9 protein-coding genes are annotated in these 12,355 nt (G+C 57.9%); 5 read left to right on the top strand and 4 right to left on the bottom strand.

The genetic code is table 11. The features are described from left to right. Positions 1-8: 8 nt before the first annotated feature. Positions 9-1,043, bottom strand: a complete 1,035-nt coding sequence (locus RLW55_RS09850; protein ID WP_423416322.1) for a hypothetical protein — start codon at positions 1,041-1,043, stop codon at positions 9-11. 281 nt (positions 1,044-1,324) lie between these two features. Between RLW55_RS09850 and cydD the strand changes: the two genes are divergently transcribed. The 5 genes from cydD to cydX all read left to right on the top strand — a co-directional run bounded on the left by cydD (position 1,325) and on the right by cydX (position 7,700). Continuing rightward, on the top strand, positions 1,325-3,034 hold the full coding sequence (gene cydD, locus RLW55_RS09845) for a thiol reductant ABC exporter subunit CydD (protein ID WP_423416321.1): 1,710 nt from the start codon (positions 1,325-1,327) through the stop codon (positions 3,032-3,034). Next, entirely contained in the window at positions 3,031-4,719 is a 1,689-nt protein-coding gene (gene cydC, locus RLW55_RS09840; protein ID WP_423416320.1) for a thiol reductant ABC exporter subunit CydC, read from the top strand. Before cydD ends, cydC begins: the two co-directional genes overlap by 4 nt. A 73-nt stretch (positions 4,720-4,792) precedes the next feature. Then, a complete protein-coding gene (locus RLW55_RS09835; protein ID WP_414463824.1) occupies positions 4,793-6,370 on the top strand; it encodes a cytochrome ubiquinol oxidase subunit I in 1,578 nt (525 codons plus the stop codon). 4 nt (positions 6,371-6,374) lie between these two features. After that, the gene (gene cydB, locus RLW55_RS09830) at positions 6,375-7,532 is read left to right on the top strand and encodes a cytochrome d ubiquinol oxidase subunit II (RefSeq protein ID WP_409560918.1); all 1,158 of its coding nucleotides are present in this window, start codon (positions 6,375-6,377) and stop codon (positions 7,530-7,532) included. 24 nt (positions 7,533-7,556) lie between these two features. After that, complete coding sequence (cydX, locus tag RLW55_RS09825; RefSeq protein ID WP_081741001.1) at positions 7,557-7,700, top strand: cytochrome bd-I oxidase subunit CydX; 144 nt, start codon at positions 7,557-7,559, stop codon at positions 7,698-7,700. On the opposite strand, the gene RLW55_RS09820 is transcribed toward cydX, so the two are convergent. From RLW55_RS09820 to efeO, 3 genes are all read right to left on the bottom strand, one after another. Then, positions 7,688-8,779: a TonB family protein gene (locus RLW55_RS09820; protein ID WP_423416319.1), complete on the bottom strand. Its 1,092-nt coding sequence runs from the start codon at positions 8,777-8,779 to the stop codon at positions 7,688-7,690. The two genes, cydX and RLW55_RS09820, sit on opposite strands and share 13 nt — an antisense overlap. A 106-nt stretch (positions 8,780-8,885) precedes the next feature. After that, on the bottom strand, positions 8,886-11,189 hold the full coding sequence (locus RLW55_RS09815; protein WP_423416318.1) for a TonB-dependent receptor domain-containing protein: 2,304 nt from the start codon (positions 11,187-11,189) through the stop codon (positions 8,886-8,888). Positions 11,190-11,507: 318 nt separating this feature from the next. Beyond that, entirely contained in the window at positions 11,508-12,329 is an 822-nt protein-coding gene (efeO, locus tag RLW55_RS09810) for an iron uptake system protein EfeO (protein ID WP_423416317.1), read from the bottom strand. Positions 12,330-12,355 lie beyond the last annotated feature (26 nt).

Genomic DNA, 12,355 nt, shown 5'->3' with positions numbered 1-12,355 from the left:
TTCCTCGCCTACCGAATTGCCTGAGTTCCGGTGCTACGTCGGCGAAATCCAACATAGCCGCCGTCAGCGTCGTAGAGAAAATCGAAGCCGTTTAAGAAATGGAAACTCGTGTTCAGAAACGTGCGATCCGGCGACAATCTCAGGTGAACTTTTTCGGGAGTAAGCGGATGACCATCATCAATCTTGAAACTGTAAAGCGGTAGAGAGGATTCTCCGCGCGGAACCGCGACGGCAACCTGATCGCCGGGCTGAAGCTTCGCTTGGGATGACTGCCACGGTGGCAACGTCATAAATGCCGAACCAACCCCGCTATCCACTAAAAGGGGTCCGCAAGCCGGCGGCGTCTTCCCATTAATCGAGATGCAAGCCGGTATCGGCGACCAATCAGTATCTTCTTTGTTGCGGTCGAGCTTTACATACTCGAAATGGCCGCTTGTATTGACGGCCGACAAACCAACGTAGACGCCACTGGCCGTCAAAACATACCCATGCCGTTGCCTGGAATTGTTCGAGACGACATGCAAAAACGGGTTCTTGTCTGGCGTACTTTGACTTTGCCTGTCTCCCTCGCGCGCAAAGCCAATACCGATCATTGCAATTCGGCTGACATCTTCGTTTGGATCGCAATCTCTTGCCCGCGGCAAGCAATCAACGCGCTCAACGGCAAGCACCGGCATCGCTTCCACTTGAATGGCGCTATCGCGGCCTCCCACGATCGTAAATGCGGTGCGAACCCAATGGCCTCGCATGATGCGGCCCGAGCTGGTGTAGGTCAATTGGCCATCTGAAATTCTCGGTAGCTGATCAATGTTTGGTATCGAAGTCGCGCCAACGACCACACCTGTAGATCCGGTATCCAACGTGCCTCTATGGAAGCGCTCTCCAAATGAAATACCCAGTGACGGCGAACGGCGGAGTTCTCCATCGTTTGCGTTCAAAAACGGGAGAAATGCGGCTTGCGCATAAGCGCTAAAATTCGGTTCCTGGGCTGATGCCGCCGATATCATCGAGAGTATCACGGGTGCAATTGCAAAGGTGCGCACGCTCGTTAGACGCATTTTCTAAATCGTTCTTCTTTTCCGACTGATCTCTTATGACGCTAGCAGACTGTTTGAACTGGCGCGTCAATCAGCGATGTAAATTTTAGCTCAATTGCGATCGTGCGGCGAGGACCGCTTTCATTGGCGGCTCCAGAAGAGATATTCTCGTCGATAAAGGTTTTTTTGAATGTAAAATCTGGTAGCCAAGTTTTGATATTAGTCAATTATCGTCGCCTGATTGCACTCTATTGATCGAGATACTTTTCCGGGGAAAGACCAAAGGAATGGCGTCAGAAGCCGCCGTCGCTGCAGAAAACGCGCGTCAATCGGCGCAGCCGGCACGCTTAAAGACGACCGTCCATGGAAAAAGCGCGGCGCTGCAGATTGCGGCCTCGCTGCTGTGGGTACCTCAGGCCGCCCTTATTGCCATGACCATTGGCGACGTGGCGAACGGAGACGCATCAACCAGCAGTGCGTGGGCAGCTTTCGGGGTTCTCGCGATAGGAATTCTAAGAGCCGTACTCGATAGCCTTGGAAGCCGCATGGCCTTTCGTGCGGGGCGCCGCGTAGCGAGCCGACTGAGGCAACAGGCCGTCACTGCGCTCGCCGAACGTTCACCACTCGATATCGAACGTCCTGAAGCTGGCAAAGCTGCGAGCGTTATTGCCGAGCAAGCCGAGATGATCGTGCCTTACGTTGCGCGCTTCGAGGTTGCCAAGCTGCGCGCCGTAGTCGTGCCCATCGTGCTTTTTGCTGTCGTCCTGTGGCTGTCGTGGGCGGCTGCCATCGTGCTGCTGTTCGCGGCGCCACTCATTCCGGTTTTCATGGCATTGATCGGCTGGCGCGCGCAGGAAGCGAGCGAAGCGCAACTCGCGAAGACAGGCGACATGAATGCCTTCCTTCTCGACAGGTTGCGTGGCATCACTACGATCCGCTCGCTTGGAGCAGTCGACGCGACGGCGAAACGGCTTCGCACCAATGCCGAAGACTTGCGCACGCGGACGATGGCCGTGCTGCGCATCGCCTTTCTGTCTTCAGCCGTGCTTGAACTGTTTGCGGCGCTCGGCGTGGCGATGGTTGCCGTTTACATCGGCTTCTATCTCCTCGGGCAGCTGAGCTTCGGCACGTGGGGTGTGCATCTCGGCTTGAGCGGAGGCTTGTTCATTCTGCTTCTGGCGCCGGCGTTCTTCGAGCCGCTTCGCGAGCTGTCCGCCGTCTGGCACGATCGCGCTGCAGGGCGCGCCGCGATCGACGAACTTAACCGACTGTCGACATCCGGGCGTACGATCCCTGGTTCGATCACCCATTCGAAAGCCGCGGTGGCAGATCTGACCAGCGCTCCCGCCATTAGGATCGACAAACTGTCATTTCGGTACGGCGACAACGATGGATTGGTCTTCGATCGCTTCGACTTGTCCATCGCACCGGGGGAACATGTGGCGCTGCTCGGTCCGAGCGGCACCGGAAAGTCGACACTCCTCGCGCTGATAGCCGGCCTCGCGCGTCCGGCAGCAGGAACAATATTGATCGACGGCCAAAGTCTTACCGACAATACCGCCGCAAACCTGCGCTCCGGTATGACCTGGATCGGTCAGCGGCCGCACATCTTCGCCGGAACGCTTGCAAGCAACGTCGCGCTTGGCCGGAATATCGATAGGGCGCGCATCGCCGACGCATTGAAATTCGCAAAGCTCGGCGCGCTCGCCGTCGCGCGGGGCGCACATGCCATCGGCGAGAACGGCGTCGGCCTTTCCGGCGGCGAAGCTCTCCGGCTCGCCATTGCCAGGATCGCCGCTCGCCCTAATGCCGGGATTATCCTTGCCGACGAGCCGACGGCGCATCTCGACGCCGAAACAGCAAACGACATAGCGGACAGCCTGATCGCACTTGGTCGCGGCAAGACAATGATCCTCGCGACACATGATCTGACATTGGCGCGGCGCATGGATCGCATCGTGCGCTTGGGTAACCGGCCGCTGGAGAGAGCGGCATGAGCAGAGTTTCGCGGGACCTAGCGCCTATACTTTCGCTTTTCTGGCGTGGACCGCGTGGCAAGCTTCTGTTCGGCTTGGGCCTCAGCGCTGCAACCACATTATGCGGTCTGGCGCTGCTTGGTCTTTCAGGCTGGTTCATCACGGCAACGGCGATTGCTGGACTGAGTGCAGCGACCGCTTTGGCCTTCGACGTCTTTTCGCCGTCTGCCGGCATCCGGTTCTTCGCATTGGCGCGGACGGTCAGCCGATATGGCGAACGCCTCGTTACGCACGACGCGACGCTCAGCGTTTTGGCGGAACTTCGCGAACGGCTCTTTCGCGGCTCAGCGGCCATGCGGGAGGCGGAAAGTTTGCGTATGCGCCCCGCGGCGCTCTTGTTTCGTCTAACGCACGATATCGATGCGCTCGACTCCCTTTATCTACGCGTGTTCGTTCCGGCCGCCGCTGCCATCGCCGCCGCATTGGCCATCGGCTTGTGCTTCGGCGCGATACTCCCTGCCGCCGGCATTGGTTTTGGGGCGTTTCTCGTCATTGCCGGGCTCGGCATTCCGCTGATCGCTGCGCGGGTTGCCGAACGCCCCGCACAACGGCGCGTTCTTGCGCTTGAAGCACTACGATCTCGCGTTATCGATTTGGTCTCGGGACAAACCGACCTTGTCATGTCCGGGCGGATTGAAGCACAGCGCCGTGCCATCGCCGAGGCGGATCGGAAGCTCTCGGATGCCGACAGCGAGCTTAATCTCGCTGAGGTCGCGTCCGGTGCAGCGCTTGGCATCGTCAGCGCCACTCTCATCGCCTCGGCGCTTTTCGTCACGCTTTTGCTTGCCCGGCATGCCGAAATTGGTGCGCCCATAATGGCGCTCGCTGTCCTTGTCGCGATCGCCGCGCTTGAGCCCTTCTCCGCCTTGCGTCGGGGTGCCATCGAGCTTGGACGGACCTGCGTTGCCGCGCGCCGTGTTGCAGTTCGCCTCGAACCGCCTGCCTATGCTTCTGTGACATCGCCACCGTCAGGCATTGCATGCGTGCTGGATGCGGTCTCGGTCCATTACGGGCATGCGGACCGGCCTGCGATCCAAAATATCACCCTATCACTCCGGGTTGGCGAACGCGTTGCTCTGATCGGGAGCAGCGGATCTGGAAAATCGACTTTGATATTCGTCATAGCGGGCGAACTTTCTCCCGATCATGGTGCAGTTCGAAGTGTCCCTTCGACGCTTCTCACACAACGCACCGAGCTTTTCACCGATACCCTTCGTGACAATCTTCGACTTGCGAATGCTACCGCCGATGATGATTGCCTGAGACGCGCCATGATGTCCGCCGGACTAAAGCCTTATCTCGACGCCCTTCCGGACGGCCTCGACACGCGCCTAGGCGAGGACGGGCTCGGGCTTTCGGGCGGCGAGGGACGCCGCTTGGCGTTGGCGCGGCTTTTTCTTCGGGAAACGCCACTTTGGCTTTTAGACGAACCGACCGAAGGCCTCGATGACGCGACGGCACGTGACGTCCTTGGGCGGCTGTCGGCAAACGCGGCACAATGCACACTGCTCATTGCGACGCATATCCGCAGGGAAGCCGAAATCGCCGATCGTCTTATTGCAATGAAGGACGGGCGGGTGATCGGTCAAGCGTCGCGCGGAGATTCTCAATTCGAAGCCCTGCTCTCGACCCTGAGACAGGACTGACGACAATTGTTCCGGCGGCGTTTCTTCAGCGCCGTCATTTCGGAAGGAGGCCGACCGGGAGTCGGGAAAGCAGATGGAACTTGACATAGTGGCGCTCTCGCGCCTGCAATTTGCGACGACGGCGCTTTATCACTTCTTGTTCGTCCCGTTGACGCTTGGACTTTCGATCATCGTCGCGATCATGGAGACGGTCTATGTGATGACCGGTCGCCATATCTGGCGACAGATGACGAAATTCTGGGGCACGCTGTTCGGCATCAACTTCGTGGTCGGCGTTGCGACTGGCCTTGTCATGGAATTCCAGTTCGGAATGAACTGGAGCTATTACAGCCATTACGTCGGCGATATCTTCGGCGCGCCTCTCGCGATCGAGGGTCTGATGGCTTTCTTCCTGGAAGCAACATTCGTCGGTCTCTTCTTCTTCGGCTGGGATCGCATGTCGAAGGTCGGCCATCTCGTCGCGACATGGTGCGTCGCGGCCGGATCGAATTTCTCGGCGCTTTGGATTTTGATCGCAAACGGCTGGATGCAGAATCCCGTCGGCGCATCGTTCAATCCGCAGACGATGCGTATGGAAGTCACGAACTTCTTCGATGTCGTGTTCAATCCGGTGGCGCAGGCGAAATTCGTGCACACGGTTTCGGCCGGCTACGTTACGGCTTCCGTCTTCGTTCTCGGTGTCTCCGCTTGGTACCTATACAATCGTCGCCATGTCGCGCTCGCCAAGCGATCCATGACGGTCGCTGCTTCGTTCGGCCTAGCGGCGGCGCTTTCAGTCGTCGTGCTTGGCGATGAAAGCGGCTACCTGTCGAGCGAACATCAGAAAATGAAGCTCGCAGCCATCGAGGCGATGTGGGAAACGGAACCTGCGCCCGCAGCCTTTACACTGTTTGGCTTCCCCGACCAGCAAACCCGTGAGACGCACTACGCCGTCCGTGTCCCGTGGGTCATGGGCCTGATCGGCACCCGCTCACTGACGACGCAAATTCCGGGCATCGACGAACTCGTCAACAGCGCCAAAACGCGGATCCGCAACGGCATCCTGGCATACGATGCACTTCAGCAAATACGTGCGGCTGGAGATCCGTCCACGATTCCTCCGGCGGCGCGCGACGCACTTGAGAAGAATGGCAACGATCTGGGCTATGCGCTTCTGCTGAAGCGTTATGTCGATGATCCTCGCAAAGCGACCGATGCGCAGATCGAACAAGCCGCCATTGATACGATACCGAGCGTGCCGACCTTGTTCTGGGCGTTCCGCATTATGGTCGGCTTGGGCTTCTTCTTCATCGTTTTGATGGCGACGTTCTTCTACCTGTCGGCGCGCAGGCGGCTTGACCATTATCCCTGGCTGCTTCGCATCGCGACCTTCGCCATTCCGCTGCCGTGGATCGCGGCGGAACTCGGATGGGTCGTTGCCGAGTTCGGGCGGCAACCGTGGATCATCGAGGGCATTCTCCCGACCGCCGCCGCCGTTTCGAGCCTCGGTGCATTCACCGTACTCCTAACGCTTCTCGGCTTTATTGCGCTCTACTCGGTTCTCTTCATCGTCGAGATGAGCCTCATGGTTCGTGCGGTTCGCGCCGGTCCCCAACCCGACGACAATCCGGAAGCCATTCTTGTTTCTCCCAATCTCGTCGCTGCGGAGTAGATCAATGATCCTGCATCAGTTCATAGATTACGACACGCTCCGTATCATTTGGTGGCTGCTGCTCGGCATTCTGCTGATCGGTTTTGCCGTCATGGACGGTTTCGACCTCGGTGCCGCGGCTCTGTTGCCGTTCGTTGCCAAAACAGACGTCGAACGCCGTGTGGTGATCAACAGCATCGGACCGACTTGGGAAGGTAATCAGGTCTGGCTGATCCTCGGAGGCGGTGCAATCTTCGCCGCTTGGCCGCCGCTCTACGCGGTTTCGTTCTCCGGCTTCTATCTTGCGATGTTCGCCATTCTGTTCGCGTTGATCTTGCGGCCGGTCGGGTTCAAGTACCGCTCGAAACTCGAAGGTACCAGATGGCGCGAAACGTGGGATTGGGCGCTGTTTGTCGGCGGTGCCGTTCCGGCGTTGATCTTCGGCGTCGCGGTCGGCAATGTCCTGCGCGGCGTGCCGTTCCACTTCAACAGCGATCTTCGGATCTTCTATGACGGCACGACGCTGTTCGAGCTTCTCAATCCGTTCGCCCTGCTCTGCGGATTGGTCTCCGTCGCCATGCTCGTAATGCACGGGGCCGGGTGGATCATATTAAAGTCAGAGGGTCCGGTCGCTGACCGTGCCCGCAGCTTTGGAAGCGTCGCCGCTCTTGCGACCATCGCACTCTTCGTTATCGGCGGTGTCGTGCTGTGGCTCGGAATCGATGGTTATCAGATCACGAGCACGGTCAACCCGGTAGGACCGTCTAACCCGCTGGCAAAGACTGTCGCCAAAGCGTCGGGTGCGTGGTTCACTAACTATGGCTCGTATCCGCTGACGATCCTAGCGCCCGTACTCGGAATAATCGGCGCCGGCGCTACCTACGTCTTCATGAACGCCCGACGGGAAATCGCGACGATTTTGGCGTCGTCACTCTCCATCGCCGGAATCATTACGACGGTTGGCGTTTCGATATTCCCATTTCTTCTGCCGTCTTCCATCGACCCGCGGTCGAGCTTGACGGTTTGGGATGCATCGTCGAGCCACCTGACGCTCTTCATCATGCTCGTCTGCGCGGTGATCTTCGTGCCGATTATCATCGCATACACGACGTGGGTCTATCACGTGATGTGGGGAAAAGTTGACGAGAAGGCGATCCGTGACGGCCACGGGCACGCTTACTAAGCCACTAGAAAGGAGAGAACTATCATGTGGTATTTCGCTTGGCTTCTCGGCCTTCCGCTGGCAGCCGCTTTCGCCGTCCTCAACGCCATGTGGTACGAGCTGATGGAAGATTCAGCCGCTGCTCGTGCGCAGACGGCGCCGGCCAAAGGATCGGCTCAGCGGAAATAAAACGGAATGACGTAGGCGAGCTGCGTTGGCGTCAAATCCGCCGGCGGCTCGCCGAACGGCGCCGATTTACGAATAACAGTCAGCGCGGCGGCATCGAGCGTCGCGCTGCCTGAAGACTCCGAAATCTTGAGATATCGAATGCCGCCGTCGGCGGCGATACCGAATGAAACGCGGACCGTGCCGCGGACGCCAATGCTTGTTGGCTTATTGCGTGTAAGTTGTGCGCGGACACGCGCACCATAGCTCAAAGCATTTCCCCGGCTCGCCGAAACCCGGCCACTTACCGAAGCTTGAGATGCATTAGAACGCGACGTGGAACTGCCAGCCACCTGAGCATGCGACTCCTGCTGCGGGGTCTTCTTTTCTTTTTCGACTTCCTTTTTCTTTTCTGCCTTCGCGGGGCTGTCTTCCTTCGTTTCGACCGCCTCCGGCATTTCCGTGACCTCGGTTTCAGCGATCTGATGGGCCTTGATCTCGCTTACCGCTTGCTCGATACCCCCACCGCGAATAACCGGCAGCGGATCGTCCGTCGGCGTCAGCGCGGCCGGAGTGACGTCGGCAACATCAATCGGCTTCGGCGGCGGTTCATCTGAGAGCGGATCGTTCTCTAACTCCGCAAGCTCTTGCGGTTTCGATTCCGCAGCTTGGATGCTCCCGGCCTGAGACGCCGCTGCAGAGGCTGATGCCATCTGCACGCTTTCCGTCGAGATCGACTCGAGAACGACCGACTGCTCCATTGAGAGGCTGAAGGTGTCGGTGTTATCGGAAAGCGTGCCGAATTGCTCGCCAGATTTTCCCATAAACATCGAGGCAATGACTCCACCGTGCAATGCAACCGAAATTGCGATGGCTACAAAGAGAAGCTTTTGGGAAGCATTCTTTGCGGTGTCCAATGGCGTTTCGATCTTGAACGGCGGAAGCACAACCGCTCGTCCGGCGATGTTTGCCGCCCGATTGAGCGCCTTGGGAAAGTCGAACGCGACGATATTGGATCCGGCCGACGCATCGAGCGCGCGGCCCCCGGGCGTTCGCGAACGTTCATCGCGGCGCGGGTGGTCATTGCGTTCGATGAGCGTCACGTTCGCTCGCCTCCGGTTTACAACAAACTGGCTTTTGTCATGATGGCGTCGGCGAATTCCTCCGCCGACGCTCGAACTTCTTCTTCGTGCGATCACGCGCTGTGGTCTAGAACCTCGCCTTTGTCGTGAGCAGGAACGTGCGGCCACGACCTGTTTCGACCGGCGCATCGCCAGTGGCAGGAGCGCTGAGGGCGGGCGTGTAGGCGACGTCCGTGAGATTTGTCACGTTGAGAGAGACGTCGATGTCGTCGGTGACCTTGTAGCTCGAGAAGAGATCGTAGGTCGTATAGCCCTCGTAAGTCAGCACGCCGTCGGAACCGACATTCACATCAGCCTTCTGACTGTCGGAAACGATATTCGCTCTTGCACCGACCGTCAGACGCTCAGCAAAGAAGCGAAGGCCACCGGTGACGGTCGCAAGATCGCCAGGCAGGTAGCTGTGCAGTCCCAGGCCATCCATCTGCGATGGAAGCGTCGTATGGTTATGGCTGTAGCTCAGGCCCGCGAAGAGGTAACCCGCGTCGTACGTGCCTTGCAGTTCGACACCTTCGACTTTCGAAGTACCCTGGTTGTTTATGAACGTGCAGATAATTCCGAAGTCGTCGCACGCGGCCGTAATGTAGTTGTCCACGTCCATCGTGTAGTAATCGCCTTTGAAGCGAAACTGATCGCCGGACTGGAAGATATTGTTAATCTTTGAATTGAAGCCAAACTCCCAGCCCTTCTGTGATTCAGGCTGAAGAAGAGGATTTGGCAAAAAGTTGGGCTCGAAGACACTGCCTGGATGCGTGCCGTCGAGAAGCGTTTCCGAGATGGTTGGAGCGCGGAACGAATTCGACCAGGTCACATACGGCTGGAACCATTCGACCGGCTTTGCGGCAAGCGTCAACTTCGGACTGAAACCACCGTCGCTTTTGTCGACCTGGTACGGTCCGAGCGAAAGACCATTCGGCAGCGCCGGCGTATATCCGGGCGGCAGGTAGGGAAGCAAGTATGGCGGAATATGGGGCTCCGTCACGTCCCCGTGGCCGTTCAAGTTATAGTCGTCGTAGCGCAGACCAACGATAAAATCGAAGATGCTTTTTGAGAAGGTTGTTTCAGAAAACGCACCACGGATCGTTGAATTACCGGACGGATTGACACCGCCACCAGCGCTCGGATCTAGCGCGTTTGAGGCGTCAACTTTGTCATGAAAGTATTCGTAGCCGTAGTTCGATTTGACGTGGATACCACCAAGATCAAATAGCGACGTATTCTGCAGGGTGAAGCCCAGACCAAGATCATTGATCTTACGGCCTTCGGCAGCAGAAGCGCCATCGATACCGCTCCCGTACTTCATCGTCAGGTCGCTGCCAGAGAAATTGGCGCGAAAATGCACGAGGTCATTGCCGATGGGGTCGTAGGAATACTGGGCAGTGTAGATCTTCGAATCGATATTCTGATTGTAGGAATTTGCGGTGAAGTCGTTGTTGTAGAGCACAGTGCCAAACGACAACCGCTGTTCCGGATCCATCTGGATGTGTACTTTTGCCAAACCAGAGATCAGGTCTTGATCGGTGTAGGGCACGCGTTGCCCCAAGCCATTATCGTAATCGTCCTGATCGTGCTTGCTGATGGCGCCGATGACGCTGATCGCCCCGCTGCGGATGGCTCCCGCACCCATCTCTGAAAAGCCGACGCCATTACTTCCCCACGAGGAAAGTACCGTCGCGCCGTAGTTGCTGCCCGGCTTCAGCACATCATCGACATCAAGCGTCCGCATGTCCGCTGTACCGGCGAGAGCACCTGCACCGCCAGCTGTCGAAACCGAACCGCGCTGCACCTCGATGCTCGCTAGAAGTAATGGGTCGACATAGGCAAAACCCGATGCCGTATGGCCGGTGAACCTGAAATTCTGGCGCACACCGTCGATTGTCATATTCACGCGGCCTTCGCCTTCGAAGCCGCGGATATTGACTGCGATGCCGGGATTGTTCGGATCGTCGCCGGTCGAGACCCCGGGCATCGAACGAAACACATCTTGAAGATTGGTCTGCCCGAATGTCTGAATTTCGCTTTGCCCCGCGACGCTCACACCAGCCGGCGTGCTATAGGGCGAGTCAATCAATCCGGCTTGATTGCCTCCTTCGCTCGCCGTCGGCGGAGGCGTTGCCGAATTAGCAGTCTCCTGGACTGGAGCAGCCTGTGGCTTCTTTTTCGGAGCGCTGCTTTTCTTCGCTTGCGCGGATTGAACGTCGATGCCCGGCAGCGGTGTTTCTTGTGCGAATGCAGTTCCGGCCAACGTCAGCGCTGCGGCCGACACGGTCAGCGCCAAGGCCGCCTTGCCAAAGCTTTTGCAAGCGGGAACCTGATGCAATCCCAACGCGATCAAACGCGCTTTACTCGAATCATCAACGCCGCGCACAGCCATCCTATCGACCCCCGTTATTCCGTGTTGATACGGGGCTGGCTGGCTAGGCGCTTAAGCGCACAACGGCGGGCTTGCCTCCTCTTCGCGAAACCCTCCCCCGGAGGTGATCGCAATGAAGATCCCGACGTTTGCCGGGTATACGATGAGAATATGAAAGTCTACATTATTAGTCAACAATAAGACGCCGTTTAGTTGTGTCTTTTCAGCGACAAACATGTCGCGTTTCGCAGAAATGAATGCAATTACGGCCCCGGTCGCAAATCCGCACGAGGCGAACGTCGACCGAGGCCGTAGTCAGATCAAAGCGACCGGCGCTTCTCAGTTCAAACCGAGCTTGCCGCGAAGCGTTGAAAGTTCGGTCGCCAGAGCGTTGACCTTGGCTGACAGAACCTTGCGGTCTTCGTCCGACAGCTTGTCGTACAGCTCGTAGCCGTCAGCCGTCTTGTACTTCGCCAGCGTGTCGTCGACAACCTTGAAGTCACCGTCGACCTTCTTCACGAAGTCAGGGTGATCCTTCTCGATGAGCGGCCGGACAAGATCGTAGATCTTCTTCGAGCCGTCGAAGTTCGCTTTGAAGTCCCACAGGTCGGTATGGCTGTAGCGATCTTCTTCGCCCGAAATCTTGGTCGCGGCTACCTCTTCCATCAGGGCTGCAGCACCGCCGACAACGGTCTCCGGCGGGAACGTCAGATTCTCGATGCGGTGATTGAGATCTTTGACGTCAGCAAGAAGCTGATCGGCATAAGGGGCGACGTCCTTCGTGCTTTTCTGTTCCCAAAGGCCGTATTCGATGCGGTGGAAGCCCGAAAATTTCGGATCTTTTTCCTTGGCCTCGAAGTCATCGGCGCGAGCGTCGATCGTGTGATCGAGATCGGAGAAGAGTTCGGCGATCGGTTCGATCGTTTCATAGTCCATGCGCGTCGGCGCGTAGAGCGCCTTGGCTTTGGCTATGTCGCCAGCCTTGACGGCCTCGGTGAACTTCGTCGTGTTTTCGAGAAGTTTCTCTGTATGATCGGCCACAAAGCTCTTGTACGCGGCGAGCGGCTCAACGAGTTTTGAATCGTCGTCTTCGGCATATGCCAAGCCAGCATATCCAAACGCCGCTGCGAGCGCGGTCGCAGCCAACAAGTGTCGTTTCATCGGTCGTCCCTCCGGTGCTTAGTTGG

Source organism: Hyphomicrobium sp. B1 (assembly GCF_049532635.1).
GTDB lineage: Bacteria > Pseudomonadota > Alphaproteobacteria > Rhizobiales > Hyphomicrobiaceae > Hyphomicrobium_B.
Note: the sequence above shows the minus strand (reverse complement) of the source record. Positions and strands in the feature narration are given on the sequence as shown.

Excerpts from the sequence above, each read along its gene's own strand:
- cydD (WP_423416321.1), top strand. The coding sequence starts at position 1,325 with ATGGCGTCAGAAGCCGCCGTCGCTGCAGAAAACGCGCGTCAATCGGCG.
- cydC (WP_423416320.1), top strand. The coding sequence starts at position 3,031 with ATGAGCAGAGTTTCGCGGGACCTAGCGCCTATACTTTCGCTTTTCTGG.
- RLW55_RS09835 (WP_414463824.1), top strand. The coding sequence starts at position 4,793 with ATGGAACTTGACATAGTGGCGCTCTCGCGCCTGCAATTTGCGACGACG.
- cydB (WP_409560918.1), top strand. The coding sequence starts at position 6,375 with ATGATCCTGCATCAGTTCATAGATTACGACACGCTCCGTATCATTTGG.
- cydX (WP_081741001.1), top strand. The coding sequence starts at position 7,557 with ATGTGGTATTTCGCTTGGCTTCTCGGCCTTCCGCTGGCAGCCGCTTTC.
- RLW55_RS09815 (WP_423416318.1), bottom strand. The coding sequence starts at position 11,189 with ATGGCTGTGCGCGGCGTTGATGATTCGAGTAAAGCGCGTTTGATCGCG.
- efeO (WP_423416317.1), bottom strand. The coding sequence starts at position 12,329 with ATGAAACGACACTTGTTGGCTGCGACCGCGCTCGCAGCGGCGTTTGGA.